The sequence below is a fragment of the Rheinheimera sp. genome (genome assembly GCF_030824435.1).
Taxonomy (GTDB): domain Bacteria; phylum Pseudomonadota; class Gammaproteobacteria; order Enterobacterales; family Alteromonadaceae; genus Pararheinheimera.
This window is the reverse complement of record NZ_JAVBXS010000009.1, coordinates 15,357-33,532: the sequence shown is the minus strand read 5'-3', so window position 1 is coordinate 33,532 and position 18,176 is coordinate 15,357. Positions and strand designations below refer to the sequence as shown.

18 protein-coding genes are annotated in these 18,176 nt (G+C 46.2%); 6 read left to right on the top strand and 12 right to left on the bottom strand.

The window, feature by feature from the left end:
- Positions 1 to 54 precede the first annotated feature (54 nt).
- Entirely contained in the window at positions 55 to 1,308 is a 1,254-nt protein-coding gene (gene glyA / locus RCH83_RS00740; protein ID WP_306518056.1) for a serine hydroxymethyltransferase, read from the bottom strand.
- A gap of 280 nt (positions 1,309 to 1,588) precedes the next feature.
- Here glyA and dinB point away from each other — a divergent pair, with 280 nt between their 5' ends.
- Positions 1,589 to 2,644 (top strand): DNA polymerase IV, encoded by a 1,056-nt coding sequence (gene dinB / locus RCH83_RS00735; RefSeq protein WP_306518055.1) that lies wholly within the window; start codon positions 1,589 to 1,591, stop codon positions 2,642 to 2,644.
- Between the two features lie 218 nt (positions 2,645 to 2,862).
- Here the strand turns inward: dinB and RCH83_RS00730 are convergent, their stop codons facing one another.
- Both RCH83_RS00730 and RCH83_RS00725 read right to left on the bottom strand, forming a co-directional pair.
- On the bottom strand, positions 2,863 to 3,075 hold the full coding sequence (locus tag RCH83_RS00730) for a cold-shock protein (RefSeq protein ID WP_031565533.1): 213 nt from the start codon (positions 3,073 to 3,075) through the stop codon (positions 2,863 to 2,865).
- Between the two features lie 286 nt (positions 3,076 to 3,361).
- Positions 3,362 to 4,687: a DEAD/DEAH box helicase gene (locus RCH83_RS00725; RefSeq protein WP_306518054.1), complete on the bottom strand. Its 1,326-nt coding sequence runs from the start codon at positions 4,685 to 4,687 to the stop codon at positions 3,362 to 3,364.
- 148 nt (positions 4,688 to 4,835) lie between these two features.
- Here RCH83_RS00725 and RCH83_RS00720 point away from each other — a divergent pair, with 148 nt between their 5' ends.
- From RCH83_RS00720 to RCH83_RS00710, 3 genes are all read left to right on the top strand, one after another.
- The gene (locus tag RCH83_RS00720; protein ID WP_306518053.1) at positions 4,836 to 5,369 is read left to right on the top strand and encodes a DUF2058 domain-containing protein; all 534 of its coding nucleotides are present in this window, start codon (positions 4,836 to 4,838) and stop codon (positions 5,367 to 5,369) included.
- Between the two features lie 285 nt (positions 5,370 to 5,654).
- Positions 5,655 to 6,254 carry a GNAT family N-acetyltransferase gene (locus RCH83_RS00715; RefSeq protein ID WP_306518052.1) on the top strand — a complete coding sequence of 200 codons (600 nt, stop codon included), beginning with the start codon at positions 5,655 to 5,657 and terminating at the stop codon, positions 6,252 to 6,254.
- Complete coding sequence (locus RCH83_RS00710; protein WP_306518051.1) at positions 6,238 to 6,693, top strand: YaiI/YqxD family protein; 456 nt, start codon at positions 6,238 to 6,240, stop codon at positions 6,691 to 6,693. Before RCH83_RS00715 ends, RCH83_RS00710 begins: the two co-directional genes overlap by 17 nt.
- Positions 6,694 to 6,857: 164 nt before the next feature.
- Here the strand turns inward: RCH83_RS00710 and RCH83_RS00705 are convergent, their stop codons facing one another.
- Positions 6,858 to 7,592 (bottom strand): class I SAM-dependent methyltransferase, encoded by a 735-nt coding sequence (locus RCH83_RS00705; RefSeq protein ID WP_306518050.1) that lies wholly within the window; start codon positions 7,590 to 7,592, stop codon positions 6,858 to 6,860.
- A 64-nt stretch (positions 7,593 to 7,656) separates the two neighbouring features.
- Between RCH83_RS00705 and gloB the strand changes: the two genes are divergently transcribed.
- Both gloB and RCH83_RS00695 read left to right on the top strand, forming a co-directional pair.
- Positions 7,657 to 8,436, top strand: coding sequence for a hydroxyacylglutathione hydrolase (gene gloB / locus RCH83_RS00700; RefSeq protein ID WP_306518049.1), 780 nt, complete (start codon positions 7,657 to 7,659; stop codon positions 8,434 to 8,436).
- 132 nt (positions 8,437 to 8,568) lie between these two features.
- A complete protein-coding gene (locus RCH83_RS00695; protein WP_306518048.1) occupies positions 8,569 to 10,107 on the top strand; it encodes a LysM peptidoglycan-binding domain-containing protein in 1,539 nt (512 codons plus the stop codon).
- A 101-nt stretch (positions 10,108 to 10,208) separates the two neighbouring features.
- On the opposite strand, the gene RCH83_RS00690 is transcribed toward RCH83_RS00695, so the two are convergent.
- The 8 genes from RCH83_RS00690 to RCH83_RS00655 all read right to left on the bottom strand — a co-directional run bounded on the left by RCH83_RS00690 (position 10,209) and on the right by RCH83_RS00655 (position 18,176).
- Positions 10,209 to 10,448 carry a hypothetical protein gene (locus tag RCH83_RS00690; RefSeq protein WP_306518047.1) on the bottom strand — a complete coding sequence of 80 codons (240 nt, stop codon included), beginning with the start codon at positions 10,446 to 10,448 and terminating at the stop codon, positions 10,209 to 10,211.
- The gene (locus tag RCH83_RS00685; RefSeq protein ID WP_306518046.1) at positions 10,445 to 11,626 is read right to left on the bottom strand and encodes an HDOD domain-containing protein; all 1,182 of its coding nucleotides are present in this window, start codon (positions 11,624 to 11,626) and stop codon (positions 10,445 to 10,447) included. The genes RCH83_RS00690 and RCH83_RS00685 overlap by 4 nt, the downstream gene beginning before the upstream one ends.
- A gap of 248 nt (positions 11,627 to 11,874) precedes the next feature.
- On the bottom strand, positions 11,875 to 12,513 hold the full coding sequence (gene maiA / locus RCH83_RS00680; RefSeq protein WP_306518045.1) for a maleylacetoacetate isomerase: 639 nt from the start codon (positions 12,511 to 12,513) through the stop codon (positions 11,875 to 11,877).
- 85 nt (positions 12,514 to 12,598) lie between these two features.
- Positions 12,599 to 13,618 (bottom strand): fumarylacetoacetate hydrolase family protein, encoded by a 1,020-nt coding sequence (locus RCH83_RS00675; RefSeq protein ID WP_306518044.1) that lies wholly within the window; start codon positions 13,616 to 13,618, stop codon positions 12,599 to 12,601.
- 79 nt (positions 13,619 to 13,697) lie between these two features.
- Positions 13,698 to 14,837, bottom strand: coding sequence for a homogentisate 1,2-dioxygenase (locus tag RCH83_RS00670; protein WP_306518043.1), 1,140 nt, complete (start codon positions 14,835 to 14,837; stop codon positions 13,698 to 13,700).
- Entirely contained in the window at positions 14,830 to 15,903 is a 1,074-nt protein-coding gene (gene hppD / locus RCH83_RS00665; protein ID WP_306518042.1) for a 4-hydroxyphenylpyruvate dioxygenase, read from the bottom strand. The genes RCH83_RS00670 and hppD overlap by 8 nt, the downstream gene beginning before the upstream one ends.
- Before the next feature lie 217 nt (positions 15,904 to 16,120).
- Positions 16,121 to 17,683 (bottom strand): transcriptional regulator TyrR, encoded by a 1,563-nt coding sequence (tyrR, locus tag RCH83_RS00660; protein WP_306518041.1) that lies wholly within the window; start codon positions 17,681 to 17,683, stop codon positions 16,121 to 16,123.
- A 151-nt stretch (positions 17,684 to 17,834) separates the two neighbouring features.
- Complete coding sequence (locus RCH83_RS00655) at positions 17,835 to 18,176, bottom strand: 4a-hydroxytetrahydrobiopterin dehydratase (RefSeq protein WP_306518040.1); 342 nt, start codon at positions 18,174 to 18,176, stop codon at positions 17,835 to 17,837.

Genomic DNA, 18,176 nt, shown 5'->3' with positions numbered 1-18,176 from the left:
AAAAATGGCCGCAATTGCGGCCATGATATCATTATTTAAAGCTGGCTTGCCAAATCAGGCATACACAGGGAAACGGGCACAAAGCTCAGTCACCTGGCCTTTCACGCGTTCAACCACAGCTTCGTCACCCATGTTGTCCAGTACATCACAGATGTAGTTGGCAACCAAACGGCTTTCAATTTCACCAAAACCACGGCGGGTAATGGCAGGTGTACCGATGCGCAGACCTGAAGTAACAAAAGGTGAACGTGGATCATTTGGCACTGAGTTTTTATTCACAGTGATGTGAGCACGGCCAAGCGCTGCGTCAGCATCTTTACCTGTGATGTTTTTGTCGATTAAATCAAGCAGGAACAAATGGTTCTGGGTACCACCTGACACAATTTTATAACCACGGGCGATAAACTCATCACACATAGCGACAGCGTTTTTCAGCACTTGTTGCTGATACACTTTAAATTCCGGTTGCAGTGCTTCTTTAAAAGCAACAGCTTTAGCAGCAATCACGTGCATCAGAGGACCGCCCTGACCACCAGGGAATACGGCTGAATTGAGTTTTTTCTCAATTTCTTCGTTCTTACGCGCCAGGATCAGACCACCACGTGGGCCAGCCAGCGTTTTGTGCGTGGTTGTGGTGACAACGTCAGCCACTGAAATTGGGTTTGGATACAAACCAGCTGCTACTAAACCCGCAACGTGCGCCATATCCACCATCAGATAAGCACCCACTTTGTCAGCGATATCACGGAAACGTTGCCAATCCACAATACCTGAATAAGCAGAAAAACCAGCGATGATCAGTTTTGGTTTGTGCTCAAGTGCCAGAGCTTCGGCCTGATCGTAATCAATCACACCAGTTTCAGGGTGCAGGCCATATTGCACGGCTTTGTACAGCTTGCCGGAAGAACTCACAGATGCACCGTGGGTTAAATGGCCGCCATGCGCCAGGCTCATACCTAAAATGGTGTCACCAGCGCTTAACAGCGCCAGAAATACAGCGGCGTTGGCCTGTGAGCCAGAATGTGGCTGTACGTTGGCATAATCGGCACCAAACAATTCTTTGGCACGGGCAATAGCTAAATCTTCTGCGATATCAACAAATTCACAACCGCCGTAATAACGTTTGTGCGGGTAACCTTCGGCATATTTGTTGGTCAGTTGTGAACCCTGCGCTTCAAGCACGCGTGGGCTGCAATAGTTTTCAGAGGCGATCAGTTCGATATGCTGTTCCTGACGTTGCGTTTCGTCCGAAATGGCTTTGGCTAATTCCGGGTCAAAACCGGCAATGGTCATATCACGCTTTAACATGCTTACTCCTGCGGCGGCACAAAGGCTTTTTAAGTTGTGGATCAACGGGCTAAAAAACTGGGCGCCATCATACATCGAATTGAGCATTGTTGCACTGCTAAAATGGCCGTCCATCCATCCATTTTGCATTAATTAAACTAATGATTCGCTGGCAAGAGCTCTGATATCTTTATGAATATTATCTAATTTCAATGCTTTAAATCTTAGGACTTGACAGTTTGTTAAAATAGCACAAAATAACTGTATAGACATACAGCAATCAAACGTAAAGCTGCTCATGATGCGTAAAATCATTCATATTGATATGGACTGTTTTTTTGCCGCTGTTGAAATGCGCGACAATCCGGCATGGCGTCATATTCCGCTCGCCATTGGAGGCAGCCGCACTGAACGAGGGGTCATCAGCACTTGCAACTACCCTGCCCGCGCATATGGCGTGCGTTCAGCCATGCCAACAGGTCAGGCTTTTAAACTCTGCCCACAACTGATGCTGGTGCCGGGCAATATGGAAAAGTACAAAGCGGTCAGCACCGATATTCAGGCGATTTTTCATCGTTATACCGACAAAGTTGAACCTTTGTCACTGGATGAAGCTTATCTGGATGTGTCAGACAGCCCGTTATTTTCAGGCTCAGCCACTCTTATTGCCGAAGACATCAGACGCACAATTTTTCAGGAAACCGGTCTTACGGCTTCGGCAGGGGTAGCACCTAATAAATTTTTGGCAAAAATAGCCAGTGATGAAAATAAACCGGATGGTTTATTTGTGTTACCACCTGACAAAGTTGCCGCTTTTGTTGAAACGCTGCCGCTTAGAAAAATACCAGGGGTTGGGCAAAAAACAGCCGAGCGTTTGGCAAAACTGGGTTTACACTGGTGCAGAGATATTCAACAAGCCAGTTTACCTTTGCTTATCAAAGAGTTTGGAAGTTTTGCTGAAGTGCTGATTGAACGCAGTAAAGGCAATGACTTGCGGGAAGTACAAACAGAGCGGGAGCGAAAATCCATAGCAGTAGAACAAACCTTTAGTCAGGATTTGCATCAACTGCACCAAGGCCAGCTGTCGTTGCATTCACTTTATGAAAAACTCCACAGAAGAGTGCAACGATGCGATGCAAAAAATCACATTCAAAAAATTGGTATCAAACTGAAGTTTCAGGATTTTCGCCAAACCACTATAGAGCGGCAACATCATGAACTGGATTTACCTATGCTGGAACAACTGTTATCACAAGCCTGGCAACGTGGTGACGGAAAAGCAGTACGGTTGGTTGGTATTCATGTTGGATTAAAATCACCGGAGCAACAAGCCCAACTTGATTTGCACTGGGAGTAGTTTGTTTTAAAGTTTGTTATCTATCTGCTGCGCCAATGTTTTTCCACACTATTATTTAACTATGTCACCTGATTCAAACGAATATCAATCTTCGTTTATTCTTGTCACTGTCCGACACCTGACACATTCAAAACGAATGAAATCTTACTGAATCACAAGCAACAAAAAGCCGGCTACATGAGCCGGCTCTTTACAGAAACTTTGACTATATATTGCTATTAAGCAACTACAGTTACGTTCTCAGCCTGAGGACCTTTTTGGCCTTCAGTTACTTCGAAAGTCACTTTCTGACCTTCTACCAGAGTACGACGACCAGTACCGTTGATAGCGCGGAAGTGAACGAAAACGTCTTTGCCGCCTTCACGCTCGATGAAACCAAAACCTTTATCTTCGTTGAACCACTTAACGGTACCGGAAATTAATTGTGACATAACATTCTCTTACTTTAACTAGATTTGCCATACAACTGGCGACTTAAATATTACCGGCCACGTTCGAGCTAGTACATATTACAACCCCATTATCAGTGAACCTAATAATTGGGTCAATAGGTATTGCTGTTCCGACAGAAAATAAATTCTCTGTGTCTTGACCGCACCCATTGTTCGAAAGACATTGCTTAACAAACAATATGTTGCTGCCTCACTCGTCTGTTTTTTGAGCTGACAACTACCCGAGTGTAGCACCATTTAATGAATAAAAAACAAGCAAATCAGATTATTTTTGCTTTTTTTTAATCGGTGCCGAACCGTCATCCCCACCTTGGAAAAACTTAGGCGATTTTTTTACAACAACTTGATCACTCTGGCTTTGTGTCTTGGTATTTTCTTGTTTTGGTTTAATTTTGCCTGAGGATGCTTTTTTCACAACAGCACCGGCTTTTTTTGCCTTTACACCGTCAAAGCGGGCCGGCAGAGTTTCAACCACAGCCATTTCCAGAGGACGTCGTAAGAACTGTTCAATACGGACAAAACTATCCCAATCTTTTGGTCCTACCAAAGAGAACGCTTTACCCTGCTGGCCCGCACGGCCTGTACGACCAATGCGGTGAACATATTCTTCCGGATGTTTTGGCATATCAAAGTTGATCACGTGAGATACCTGCAACAAATCAAGGCCGCGGGATGCAACATCTGTGGTCACCAGAATTTGATGTTTATTGGTGGCAAATGCCTGCATGACGGCGTTACGCTGCGCTTGTGTCAGCTTGCCGTTTAAACCAACAGCGGCATAACCAAGTTGTTGCACTAAAGCAGCCAACCTGTCGGTGTCTTCTCTGGTCGCGGTAAAAATAATCAGTTGTTTAATGTCTTCATTGCTTAAAAAATGCTGCAACAATGCCTCTTTGTGGGTGAGGTTGTCGGCAAAATAACAATGTTGCTGAATGTCTTTATGCGGATCGTAACCCGCGCCGATAGCAACACGGTATGGGTCTTTTAATAAAGACAAAGCCAGTTCGTTGACATCGGCGTGATCAAGAGTTGCCGAGAACATCAGTGTCTGGCGCAGCCGGTGATTAGCTGCTTTGTGAATAGCCGTCAATTGCGGCATAAAACCCAAATCCAGCATTCTGTCAGCCTCATCGAGAATGAGCATCTCAAGACCTTGAATAAAAAAGCTTTTATGTTCCAGGTGGTCCGCCAACCGCCCCGGAGTGGCGACAATAATATCGGGTTGACGTTTTAACAGTTTTTCCTGGTCATTAAAATTTTCGCCACCGACGATAAAAGCACTACTGAGCCTGGTATTGGCAACAAACAAACGCAGCTGTGCATAAATTTGCTGTGCCAGCTCACGGGTTGGCGCCAAAATAACGGCTCTTGGGTCTTTTTGCGACAAAGGTTTACTTTTTAACAAGCGCTGCATCATCGGGAGCAGATAAGCCAGAGTTTTGCCAGAACCTGTTTTCGACGAAACAATCAAATCCTTGCCCACCATCACAGCAGGCACGGCTTCCTGTTGTATTGGTGTGGGTTGGGTAAAACCAAGATGTTCAATGGAACGAATGATCCTTGGGTCAAGTCTTAAGTCGCGAAATGGCAAAGCAGGCTCTCTTTATTAATACAAAACCCACATAGCATAACCGAAAAGCCGTCACACCGTCAGCATTTGTCCAATAAGCCTCCCTACTTTGCAACAGTGGCAGAACATGAAACAATAACCCTAATCCAGATGTTTCAGGAAAATAACAATGAGCAAATCTCTGCAGGAACAGCTGCTCAAAGCTGGTCTTGGTAATGCAAAAAAGCTAAATGCAATTAAAAAAGAAAAACATAAAGAGCGGGTACAAGCCGGTAAACATGGTGTTGTCGTCAATGAAGCTGCGCTACTGGCAGAACAAAGCCGACAAGCACAACTTGCCAGAGATCAGGAACTGAACCGTCAAAAAACTGAAGCTTTGGCCAAAAAAGCACTGGCAGCTCAGGTCAAACAAATTGTCGAACTCAACAGCCTTCCCCATAAAGGTGAAGTTGCTTTTAACTTCACCGATGGCACTTTGGTTAAACGTATTTACGTCAGCGAAAAAGTGCAGCAACAACTGGTCAAAGGTTTAATTGCCGTAGCCAAAGTAACTGAACAATATCATTTGATCCCAATTCAGATTGCAGAAAAAGTACAACAACGTTTACCTGAAGCGGTATTGGTATTAAACCAGCAGGACGAGCAAGTGCCGGAAGACGATCCATACGCAGACTTCAAAATCCCAGATGATTTGATGTGGTAATCATCCCTGTCGTTCAAAACAATTGAAGGAGCAGTGCCTGAATACTAATCAACGTAAAATAACCGTCTTGTCCTGGTTGCTGTTATCTGTTGCCGGGCTGGTTGCAACACTGCTCAGTGTGATGAATCATACCTTTCAGCCGGTATTTGCATTATCACCATTGATAGCATTTGTGATGCTCAGCTGGATAAAACGGGATAAAACTTTTTATGTACAATCATTTTATCGCTGGAGCTGGTATTTGAGTGGGATCTTATTGTTGGTCCTGTGTGTACCGGCCGGCTATTGGCTCTGGTCTGGTGGGCTGCATTAGTGGTGCACAGGTACGAGCTTCATGCTGCAGACATAGATGATTGCCTGCTGATCAGCCGATGCTTTGACAGCGCAGCTGCACTCAGTCAGTGGGGTGGTGACGGTTTTGTGTATCCGGTGAATAAACTTCAATTTCTCCATCAATTACACAAAGCTGACACCGAAAGTTATCAGCTTAGTTTCGCAAAACGTATTGTTGGTTTTGGCCAGATTTGTGATCGTTTTGGTAAACATCATTTCGCCAGGCTGCTGGTGTTGCCAGAATATCGCGGCCAGCAGCTCAGTTATGTATTGCTGTTATCATTAATGGCAAGGGCGTTACAACAAAACCCAAAACTTGATTTTTCACTTTTTGTGTTTAAACACAACCATCTGGCCGCTCATTGTTATCTACAGCTTGGATTTGTGGAAAAACCACAACCCGGTACCAGCCATCCGGATTTACGTTTTATGCAACTGAATAATAAACAAGCCAAAACTCTGCTAGCTGCCAACAAATGGCAGTTGATGCCTGTTGTACAGGGAGCTTCGGTGGTCTGTATCAAGGAGCACCCATATGTCCATCTGGATTGATGCCGATGCCTGTCCAAAGGTATGTCGTGAAATGTTGTGCCGGGCCAGTGAAAGAACGGCGACCCCACTTATTTTTGTTTCTAACCATGCTATTCCATTGCCAAAAAGTGTGCTGATTAAAGCCGTGCATGTACCTTCAGGTTTTGATGTTGCAGACAGTAAAATTGCCGCCGACATTCAGGCAGGTGAATTATTAATTACTCAAGATATTCCTCTGGCAGCTGCAGCAATAGCCAAAGGAGCCATCGTGATCACGCCAAGAGGTGATCTGCTTAATAAAAACAATATTGGTGAACGCTTGACGCTGCGTAACTTTCAGGAGGAATTGCGTGGCAGTGGTATGCAACTTGGTGGACCTGCCGCACTTGATAACAAAGACAAACAGAAATTTGGCAATGCGCTTGATCAATACCTGCAAAGCAGACGCTCAAACCATTAACAGTGGGCGGAATATTTGTCCGGCGGACCACCGGTTCGGGTGATAAGTCAACAAACGGGAAAAAGGCAAAACAGTAAGTTGTAGCTTTTTAACTGCCTATGCCCACTTTAATCAAAAGTGATGCCGCATTAGACAAAACTCAAATTACCAACCTTGATTCCGCTTTAACTCTGCTGCCGGGCGCTTATCCCCTTCACCGCCGGATTAAAACTGTTGGTTAACTGCCACTTTGGTTTAATTGGTGTCAGAGGTAAGGTTCTTTTACGCGCCACCATGACATAAGCTGCGCCAAAATAATGTAAATGATGATCCGCCCACAATCTGAAGGCCGGTAACTGATTTTTCTCGGACAATAAACTGCTGCAGAACAGCCGTTGTTCATACAAAATTTCAAAACCCAACAAATGGAGCCAGTCCGTTACCCTTGCCATACTGAAAAACCGGCCGGTCCAGGGCAAACGATGTTGTAAACCTGGCCACAGTTTAAATAAACCACATAAACTCACCGGGTTAACACCACTTATTAATAAATAACCATCGGGCATTAACACCCGGTGAGCCTCCCTAATCACGTGATGTGGATCCTGTGCGTATTCAAGACAATGTGCCAACAACACTGCATCCACCGCGTGTTCGATAAAAGGCAAATCATCAGGGTCGGCCATCACAGTGGCAAGTTCAGCTTGAGTTGCCAGCCTGATCTGATGCTTAATACTGCAGGCGCTGGTATCCAGTGCGCTGCTCAGATCGCCCACTTTTAATAAGTGATAACCAAAAATACGCGGCCACCATAAATTAAACTGAGCTTCGAGCTGTTGAGACAATTGTTTACCCTGCGCAAAATCAGCCCAGCTGACAGGCACAGTGGTCGGAATATGTCTGCTTAATGCGGGTTTCATAAGTAAGGCGCCCTCATGGTCGCTTTGTATTAACGTCTAAAAATAATCTAACGAGATCAATCAGATGTACCATATCACTGCTATTGCGGCATTTAAAGATAACTATATCTGGTGTTTACATCATCAGGGCAAAGCCGTCTTGGTTGATCCGGGTGACGCCTCAGTGGTTAGTGCATTTTTAACAGCACAAAAACTCAGCCCTGTCGCCATTCTGATCACACATCATCATTGGGATCATGTCGACGGCATTCCGGCTTTGCAGCAGTTATGGCCTGAATTACCTGTATATATAGGTGCTGCAGAACGAGCAAAAACCAAACATCAGTTGCAGCATTGCCATATTGTCAGCGACAACATGCAGTTTTTGCTTCCGCAAGTTAACCTGACTTTTTCCGTGCTGGCAGTGCCGGGCCATACGCTGGGTCATATGGCATACCTGTGTCAGCCGCCAGAACAACCGCCAGTGCTGTTTTGTGGCGATACCCTGTTCAGTGCGGGCTGTGGCCGGCTATTTGAAGGCAGTCACACCCAGATGTATCAGTCTTTACAAAAAATAAATGCGCTAAGCCCGCAGACTCGAATTTATTGTACCCATGAATACACAATGGCAAATCTGAAATTTGCGCTTGAAGTGGAACCGGATAACCTGAGCATAGTCGAACACCAGCATTGGTGTGAAACACAAGGTTCAGCCAATCAACCGACACTGCCGTCCAGTATTGAAAAAGAGCGGCAAATCAATCCATATTTACGCTGTGACAATACCGCATTACAACAGCGCTGGCAGCAGCAGGATGCCGTTGCCTTATTCAGCTTTATCCGGTTATGGAAAGACCGTTATTAAGCCAAACTTGCATTCAGATGAAGAGCAGGTAACATACCGGTCTTTTTGCCGTTGCTGCGCGCGTTTCAGCCGGGGAAAGAATGTCATGAGGCTGATGCAAGTTAGAATTGCACAAAAGATGGTAGATAGCTGATGGTTTTGTTTAAAAGAATGGCTTTGTTTGTCGCGGCTTTTATGCTGGCCAGTTGTGCCGGTACATCGACTTCGAGATCAACTTCTGCTGATACACAAAACCAACAACAAACAGAGCATCAACATCAGATCAAGGTGGCTCCGACCCCGCCACAAGCTACATCTGCAACAGCTGATAAAATCCAGACTGAACTGTCACAATATGACGATGTCTGGCAACGTATAGCCCACCAAATCAGCATTAAAGTACCGGATAATGCCGATATCAGAGCTCAGCGTAAGTTTTATAAAAGACATCAGAAGTTTTTGGATCAGGTGTCAAAACGGGCTGAACCTTTTTTGTACCACATAGTGCTTGAGCTTGAAAAACGCAATATGCCGGTCGAACTGGCTTTATTACCCATAGTCGAAAGTGCATTTAACCCGCTGGCGCAGGCCGGTGCTCCGGCAGGTTTGTGGCAGATGGTTCCGCAAACAGCCCGGAACTTCGGCTTAAAACGTAACGAATGGTATGACGGCCGCAAAGACCCCATCGCATCCACTGCTGCAACCCTTGATTACCTGCAATACCTGTATCAGATGTTAGGTCAAGACTGGCTGAACGCTGTGGCTGGCTACAATTCCGGAGAAGGTACCATTGAAAAGGCTATCAAACGTAATAAAAAAGCCGGCAAACCCATCGACTTTTGGTCGCTAAATCTTCCCAGAAAATCAACCATTTACATGCCAAAATGGCTTGCACTTATTGATATGGTTAAACATCCGGATCAGCACGGCGTACGTTGGGCTTTTATTGCAAACAAACCAAAGATTGGCTTTGCAAAACTGCCAGGTTCCGTTGATATGGCTCAGGCTGCACATCTGGCCGGATTGTCGTTAACTGAACTCAGACAGCTAAACCCTGCTTTCAGACGCGCAAACACTGCCCCTGGCGGGCCTTATGTGCTGGTACTACCGGTTGATAAACTGAGTCAGTTTGAAAACAACAGCAAACAACTACCATTACAAAAGGCACCACAATCCGCCAGTTATACGGTGAAATCCGGAGATAGTCTGGGTAGCATTGCCAAACGCCATCAAACAACGGTTGCCGCTTTAAAACGCGCCAATCAATTAACCTCAGACCAACTAAAAACAGGTCAGAAATTATCCTTACCTGGTTTTGCCGATGTACCACAACACATCAGTAAAAATCCTGTTCGCAAAAGTCGCAGCTACGAAGTTAAAACGGGTGACAATTTGTGGGATTTAAGCCGTCAATTTAAAGTAGACCTGATTGAACTCGCTAAACTGAACAAACTGAGCGAAAAGTCAGCGTTAAAACCCGGACAGAAAATTCAGATCCCAACGATGACATCGGCAACAACAAACAAAAAAAGCAAAACAAACAGCCGCAGTTATACAGTACAAACTGGCGACTCTCTGGATAAAATTGCCCGAAAACACAAAGTGAAAATTGCGGATTTAATATTGTGGAATCAATTGCAAATCAACAGCAAGTTACAGCCGGGACAGAAGTTAAAAATTTCCGGTGTGTGATAACTTAAAATTACCAGCTTGATAAAGCGCAGCAGTATTCTTAGCTGAAGTGTACACAGGGCCGCAATTTGCTCCCTGAACATCATAACGAGATGGCGCTACTATAGCTTTAACGTGACTTCACCACTTTTGTGCGGGAGTTCATTTTGCAGCTGCAATGCCGGCACAACACCCCACAAAATCAACAACATAGGCGCCAACCAGATATACCATGGCATACCGGGATGGTCATAACCCTGCCACCATATCATCAGCTGAGCGCTGATTTGAAACAACAATCCCAGACAACCGAGATAAAAAAAAGCAGCATTCAGCCATTGTTTGGGCAATAAAATTTTCATAAGTCAGGCTCCGTCACCTGTTGTTGCAGACGGCAGAATGTGTCGGTCAGTTGAAACTGCGCCAAAGCCGTCCAGCAAGGTGTAGGCAAACTGTCGTCTTGCTGTTGACGGCGGAATATCAACACATAAGAACTCAGGTGCAAAATAGTTTGTAATAATCCGGGTTGTGCAACTTCATTTAAACTGAGACGGTACATGACCGCATCACAAATATCCTGTTCAAAACCCCACAATAACAGCAGGTAAGCGCTAATCAGGCAGTGATCAGGGATCCCCTCCTGAAACATGTCTTCCTCCGTCAACCGCTGCAACTGCACTGGCATCGAAGATAACAAAACCAGTGGCCCTAACACCTGTAATAACCCAGCCAAAAATGCTTTGTCGGCCAGAGCGGGGCCACTTTGCTGGGTTTTTGCCAACTGGCTTGCCATACCAGCCAGTTCAAAAGATTCATGCAGCAGCTGCTGATGTAAATCCGGGCGGATTTTTCCTTCGTACTGACTGTGCAGCTGAACGGCAAAGGCTACTGCTTTGATCATTGACCGGCCTAAACGTACCACAACTTCAGCAAGGTCTACCGTCTGACGGTTAAACCCAAGATAAGCAGAGTTGGCAATTTGCACTAACCTCGCAGCCAGCGGCGCTTCACGTGCTATGGTGCTTGCCAGCGAGTGCGTACTGCTGTCCGGATCGGCTAACAATTGGATAAGTGTCTGATAATGATTACGTTGGACCGGTAAGGAATTAATTTGTCCGAGCTGATAACGGCTGTGTGCCGTAAAATGGCCACTGTATAACAGCTGAACACGCAAAAATAGCTGGATAACTTGCAGATCATGAACGGGTTGTGCCAACAAGATTTGCGCAGCATGGTTAGTTGCCAGTAACAACGTGTCGGTATGTTCTTCGGCCAGTAATATACGCACAGTGGCCGGACTATGGCGACAACAAAAGTCCAATAACAAGTCACCGCTATCTTCAGGCTGCAACCATTCAGTCATTAACAAGGCAACAGTTTCAGTTTTTAATAAATGCCTGGCACTTTTGGCATCAGTCACAAAATGGCAAAACCAATTTGGCAATGATTGTTGTAACAAGTGTCTGAATGACGCCTGCCTCTGTGGTTCCGACAGAACAATAATGGCTACAAAAGCCTGAGTTTGTGGTTCGTGATTCACTGCGAAACTCCGGCAAAGGCACGACTCTCAACATTGTAGCCAACTTCAGCTGTGAATGGCATGGCCAAGTTTCAAATCCGACGGTTGCAATTCTGACGTTGTAACACAAGACGAAGGATGGGCGCCACTCCTGAGCACAGCGGGAGTGGCAGAAAAGACAAAAAACTGATAACAGCGCCAGCAACAGCACAGGAAAAAAGCCACCAGTGCTGCATAACGGCTATTTTTCACCCTCCAGCAAGATGTGTTTATTGTGCGTCTGGCTGCTGCTCTGGCGAGGCTTTGATAAAAGCCGGTAAAGAGGTACAGTGTTGATAAATACGTTTTAAGGTTGGATACGCAGACATATCCAGGCTAAAACGCACCGCGTTGTAAATTTGCGGCACCAGACAAATATCCGCCCAGGTGACGTCGTCGCCAAAACAACAACTGCTGGCAGTTGCCTGCAATCTAAGCTCCAGAGCCTGCAACCCCTGTTGCAACCAATGTTGGATCCAGTGCAATTTTTGTTGTTCACTGAGCCCAAGCGGCCCGGTAAGATATTGCAAAACACGCAAGTTGTTTAACGGGTGAATATCACAAGCGATATCCAGCGCCACCGCCCTCACCTGCATGGCCAATTTTAAATTTTTTGGTAATAACGCGGGTGTAGGGTGCAACGCTTCCAGATATTCCAGAATAGCCAACGACTGATTGAGTTTTAAATCGCCGTCAACCAGAACAGGCACCAATTGCGCCGGATTGAGCGACTGATAGCCAGCGGCACGATGCTCCCCGCCATCTCTTAATAAATGTACATAGCGGGTGTCGGCTGTCAGCCCTTTATATGCCAGAGCGATCCTAACCCGATAAGCTGCTGATGAACGCCAATAACTGTAAAACTCCATAACATGCTCCTGCAGTGGGAAAAGCAAATAACAAAAAGCTACTCTGAAGAGTAGCTTTTGTCAGTGTTATTGATAACCTTCATGGTTATTTTGGCTGATAAGCCACCACTTGTTGGTCTATAGCACCAAAAATGCTTTGACCTTTGTCATCCAGCACTTCAATACGAATACGGTCACCAAACTTCATAAAACCAGTGGCCGGTTTACCATCACGAATGGTTTCAATCATCCGCACTTCGGCAATACAGCTATAGCCTAAACCACCTTCTTCAATAGATGTGCCGTAATCTGTGCCCTGTTTGTTTGACACTGTGCCTGAACCTATCACAGCACCGGCGCCCAGATTACGGGTTTTAGCGGCATGCGCCACCAACTGACCAAAGTTAAAGGTCATGTCGACGCCGGCGTTTGGTTTACCAAACAATTTGCCGTTTAAATGCGACACCAGTGGCAAATGCAACTTGGCATCTTGCCAATGTTGGCCCAGCTCGTCCGGCGTCACTGCTACAGGGCTAAAAGCTGACGCAGGTTTAGACTGGAAAAAACCAAAACCTTTGGCGAGTTCGTTTGGAATAAGGCCACGTAATGACACGTCGTTGACCAGCATCACCAAACGGATTTGGCTGGCAGCCTGCTCTGGTGTTGATGCCATAGCCACATCACCGGTGATCACTGCCACTTCACCTTCAAAATCAATACCGTATTCTTCCGATACCACTTCGATATTGTCCGTTGGGCCAATAAAATCGTCAGAGCCGCCCTGATACATCAGAGGATCTGTCCAGAAGCTTGGTGGCATTTCAGAGTTACGGGCGCGACGCACCAGCTCGACGTGATTAACATAAGCACTGCCGTCGGCCCACTGATAAGCACGTGGTAACGGCGACTCGCAAGCCGCTTCATCAAACACAAATTCAGACTGCACTGAACCATGGTTTAAGCCCTGATACACTTCAGACAACGCAGGTGCCAGGCTTGACCAGTGATCCAATGCATATTGCATAGTGGCGGCAATATGAGGCACTGCCACCGCTTTTTTTAAATCACGGCTTACCACCACCAACTGACCATCACGACTGCCGTTTTTCAGACTGGCTAATTTCATAACAACATTTCCTATCAATTCAATTGCATGGCAGCCTGAAATTAGATTTCAGGCTGCGTTATTATTTAGCTCGCCGGAGTCAGGTGGCTGGTTTTATTTTCCAGCTATTTACATAATCCGGATTTTCAGTGGCCTCTGCTGCTGGCCCTACTTCCAGCGCATCACGGGTATCCAGCATCACTGCGACTTCATCAGTGAATTTTTTCCGGTACTCAAGGCCCGCCTGAAAGGCCTTTGGATGTGGACCATGGGTAAAACCAGCCGGATGGAAAGTCACCATGCCGCGTTCAATATTGTCGCGACTGAAAAAGTCACCGGCATGATAAAACAGCACTTCATCATAATCGTCATTGTTATGATAAAACGGCACTTTTAACGCACCGGGGTCGCTTTCAATCGGTCTTGGCACAAAGGTACAAACCACAAAACGCTGGGCCACAAATGTGGTGTGCGCTGATGGTGGCAAATGGTATCTGTGGCTCATTAAAGGACGGATATCACGCCAGTTAATGCGCATCACGCATAAATCGCCGTGCCAGCCAATAGCATCCAGTGGGTTAAAAGGGAAAGTCACAGTCGACACTTTATTGTGGCGTTTGATCTGTACTTTAGTTTCCACTTCGCTGTATTGCGCTTTAAAAGCATCATCAATTTTTGGCGTGTCCAGCATAGCGGCGTCAAAAATTGCATGATTGCCTACCAGACCTTTTTCTGGCAGCTGAAAAGAGTCATTGGTCGCTTCAATCATCAACACAAATAGCGGCTCATTTGGCACTAAACGCCACATGGTGGACCTTGGGATCACCACATAATCGCCGTCACGCAAGCTTAAATGGCCATAATCACAATAAAACTCGGCGCTGCCTTCGTGAATAAACAGCAACTCATCACCGTCGGCATTGCGTACCAAATAATCCATCGCTTCGCTAATACGCCAGGTGCGCATTTTACAATGGGCATTGTGCAGTAAATCCGGCACTAACCACGGCGAATTGCTGTTATCTTCGCCAATATCGTTAAAGTTAAACAAGCGGGGACGCAAAGGCCCCTGCCAGTCGCTCCAGCCGGTTGGCGCATGGGTATGGTGCAGGTGAGACGCAGGGCCAAAAAAACCACTGCGGCCGGTTTCACGTTCATAAATGGCCTGCTCAGGAAAATCAGCATGCGCCTGACGCGATACATCCCCTTCTTTTAGCGGAAATGACGCCCACTTACGCATCTGCCAGTACCCCACGACGGATTTGATCTTCTTCAATAGATTCAAACAGCGCTTTGAAGTTGCCTTCGCCAAAACCTTCATTGCCTTTACGCTGGATAATTTCGAAGAACACCGGACCAATCACAGTTTTGGTGAAAATTTGCAGCAGAATACCGTCTTTTTCCGGCGCGCCGTCAATCAGAATACGCAGCTCACGCAGCATATCCACATCTTCACCATGACCAACAACACGGCTGTTAACCTTGTTGTAATAAGTATCAGGTGTTGGCATAAAGTCCATGCCACGCTCGCGTAAGGTACGCACAGTTTTGTAAATATCGTCAGAAGTTAACGCAATATGCTGAATACCTTCACCTTTGTATTCACGGATAAATTCTTCAATTTGTGATTTGTCATCTGAAGATTCATTAATTGGAATACGGATTTTGCCACAAGGTGCCGTCATGGCACGTGACACTAAACCTGTCAGCTTGCCTTCGATATCAAAATAACGGATTTCACGGAAGTTACCGATTTTTTCATAAAAACCCGACCACAAATTCATATTGCCGCGGCGTACGTTGTGGGTTAAATGGTCCAGTACTTCCAGGCCAACACCGTGCGCCGACATTTCGGTCTGCCAGTTGTCGTAAAACTTAAAGTCGACGTCATAAACCGAACTTTGACCATAACGGTCAACAAAATACAGCAGGCTCGAACCTATGCCATACACAGCCGGAATATTCAGCTCCATAGGGCCAATCTGGTTTTTGTACTCTTTAGCGCCATTAGCCAATGCGTGTTTGAGCGCAGCGGCGGCGTCTTTTACGCGAAATGCCATAGCACATACGCTAGGGCCATGTTCACGGGCAAAAGCTTCAGCCTGAGAATTAGGCTCGGCGTTGATAATAAAATTGATATCGCCCTGTTTATACAACCAGGCTTGTTTCGAACGATGCTGGGCAACTTCAGTAAAACCGAGAGAGGCAAATAGTTGTTTTAACTTGTTGATGCCTTCTGCGTCTGCAGCAGTGTATTCAACAAACTCAAAACCGTCGGTTCCTAAAGGGTTAATAGGGTCAAACATCAGCATACTCCAAAGATAAGGTCTTGTTTTATCCTTATATCTTGAAGCTATCCGCTAAAAATGGAAGGGTTCGGCTGTAGATGGGTAAAAGCGGCAAAAACAGCTCTTTTGTACGCTTTGCTATACGAAATGCTGACTTTCCCGAAATCAGTAAAAAAAACGCCGGAATCACTGGATCCCGGCGCTATCTGAGTACAGATTACCGCACGAAGCGTAATTAAATTTTTACGCTCTTGCGATTAATGCCGTATTCGCGCAGTTTATTGGCCACTGCGGTATGGCTTAAACCCAATTTTTTCGCCAGTTGGCGCGAACTTGGGTAAGCTGGAAACAACTTACGCAGCAAGTTGGCTTCAAAACGTTTCACCGCTTCATCGAGGGTGCCGTCAAAGTCTTTTTCCAGATAACCAAAATCATTGGTGTAACTTGGCAACTGCAATTGCTCTTTATCCAGTTCATAACCTTCAAGCAAAGTCACGGCACGATACAAAGCATTTTCCAGTTGCCGTACATTGCCGGGCCAGGGGTATTGCTGAATAAACTGGGCACAATCTTCGGTTAACCTCGGTGCTTTGCGACCAAGCCGTGCCGAAAAACGACTAATAAAAGCTTCACTGAGCGGCAAAATATCCTGTTTACGATCGCGTAGCGGCGGTAATGCCAAAGTCAGTACATTCAGCCGGTAATACAAATCTTCGCGGAAAGTACCTTCCTGCACCATGCCCGGCAAATCTTTTTGGGTGGTGCAAATAACCCGCACATCCACCCGCACTTCATTTTCATCGGCAATACGGCGGAAGCTGCCATCCTGCAAAAAGCGCAATAACTTGGTTTGCAGCTCTCGCGACATTTCACCAACTTCATCTAAAAAAACAGTGCCTTTGTTGGCTTGTTCAAAAATGCCTTTTTTACCTTCCACTGTGCCAGGAAAAGCATTAGGGCCATAACCAAAAAGTTCAGACTCAGCGACGTTGTCCGGCATGGCGGCGCAGTTCACCGCTAAAAACGGTTTGCCGGCTCTGCTGCTGGCAGCGTGACAGGCTCTGGCCAACAACTCTTTGCCTGTGCCTGTTTCACCAACAATCAGAATAGGCGCATCAAGCTGCGACATTTTTTTCGCTTCACGCACGACACGGCGCATCACGTTGCTGGTGGCTTGCAGGCTGTTAAAACTTTCCTGATCGCCTTTTTTAAATACCACCATCTGCTCGCCAAGCCGGCTTTCAGATTTGAGGTTAATCACTGCACCGGCCAGAATTTCGTGGCCCGATTCGTCCGGCACCATCACCGGCAGAATGTCGGCGATAAATCTTTTACCGTGGAGTTCAAGCCGGCGGGTTTGCGCCAGTACATCATCACTTTCCAGCCAACGTAAAAAATTAAAACCTTTCACCATATTCATCAAAGACTGCCCTGCCACATCGGCAGCAGCAACCGACAAAGCCTGCAAAGCAGCTTCGTTAATGATGGTGACATTGGCTTTGGTATCGATGGCTATCACACCATCGGGCAAGGTTTTCAGCAGGGTCGATAACTCATTGTGTTCACGTTCAGAAGGCAAAAAAGCAGTGGTTTTGACATCATCCACACCGGGAATACGGCGGATTTTTGCCATAAGCTCCTGAAATTTCTCAAAATCGACCGTTGGAAAAGCCACATACATACGACCCAATACCGGGTCGACTTCAATACCGCGTAAATCAATCTGATAATGCACCAGAATATTCAGAACTTCCTGCGCTATGCCAAGCCGGTCCTGACAGTGGATTTCTAAACGCATTGCCTCTCGCACCTTTTACTGATGGGGTTATTTCATAATACGGCATCCACGGCGCGACAGACCAGTATTTTTGTAAACTATTGTGAACAATTTTGCTGCACGCATAAAAAAAGCTGCCGAAGCAGCTTTTTAAGTCAGCGAACCAAGGTTGTTAGCCGGCCAATAGCTGGTCTGTTTTAGCGGCACAAATAAAATCGTTTTTATGCAACCCTTTAATGGAATGCGACCACCAGGTCACTGTCAGCTTGCCCCACTCCAGCAATAACGCCGGATGATGGCCTTCAGCTTCGGCCATTTCCGCAACTTTATTGTGAAAGGCCCAGGCCAGTTTAAAGTTCTTAAACTTGTAGCTGCGCTCCAGCTGCAAAATACCATCGCGCACCACTGGCACCCAATCCGGCAACTGACGCATCAACTCAGGCAATTCAGCGTCTGACACTTTTGGCGCGTCAGCACGGCAGGCTTCACATTTCATTACAGCTAATTCAGTCAT

Bases quoted from the DNA above. Each gene is read 5' to 3' on its own strand.
- glyA (WP_306518056.1), bottom strand. From the start codon at position 1,308: ATGTTAAAGCGTGATATGACCATTGCCGGTTTTGACCCGGAATTAGCC.
- dinB (WP_306518055.1), top strand. From the start codon at position 1,589: ATGCGTAAAATCATTCATATTGATATGGACTGTTTTTTTGCCGCTGTT.
- RCH83_RS00730 (WP_031565533.1), bottom strand. From the start codon at position 3,075: ATGTCACAATTAATTTCCGGTACCGTTAAGTGGTTCAACGAAGATAAA.
- RCH83_RS00720 (WP_306518053.1), top strand. From the start codon at position 4,836: ATGAGCAAATCTCTGCAGGAACAGCTGCTCAAAGCTGGTCTTGGTAAT.
- RCH83_RS00710 (WP_306518051.1), top strand. From the start codon at position 6,238: ATGTCCATCTGGATTGATGCCGATGCCTGTCCAAAGGTATGTCGTGAA.
- RCH83_RS00705 (WP_306518050.1), bottom strand. From the start codon at position 7,592: ATGAAACCCGCATTAAGCAGACATATTCCGACCACTGTGCCTGTCAGC.
- gloB (WP_306518049.1), top strand. From the start codon at position 7,657: ATGTACCATATCACTGCTATTGCGGCATTTAAAGATAACTATATCTGG.
- RCH83_RS00695 (WP_306518048.1), top strand. From the start codon at position 8,569: ATGGTTTTGTTTAAAAGAATGGCTTTGTTTGTCGCGGCTTTTATGCTG.
- RCH83_RS00690 (WP_306518047.1), bottom strand. From the start codon at position 10,448: ATGAAAATTTTATTGCCCAAACAATGGCTGAATGCTGCTTTTTTTTAT.
- maiA (WP_306518045.1), bottom strand. From the start codon at position 12,513: ATGGAGTTTTACAGTTATTGGCGTTCATCAGCAGCTTATCGGGTTAGG.
- RCH83_RS00675 (WP_306518044.1), bottom strand. From the start codon at position 13,618: ATGAAATTAGCCAGTCTGAAAAACGGCAGTCGTGATGGTCAGTTGGTG.
- RCH83_RS00670 (WP_306518043.1), bottom strand. From the start codon at position 14,837: ATGCGTAAGTGGGCGTCATTTCCGCTAAAAGAAGGGGATGTATCGCGT.
- hppD (WP_306518042.1), bottom strand. From the start codon at position 15,903: ATGTTTGACCCTATTAACCCTTTAGGAACCGACGGTTTTGAGTTTGTT.
- tyrR (WP_306518041.1), bottom strand. From the start codon at position 17,683: ATGCGTTTAGAAATCCACTGTCAGGACCGGCTTGGCATAGCGCAGGAA.
- RCH83_RS00655 (WP_306518040.1), bottom strand. From the start codon at position 18,176: ATGACTGAATTAGCTGTAATGAAATGTGAAGCCTGCCGTGCTGACGCG.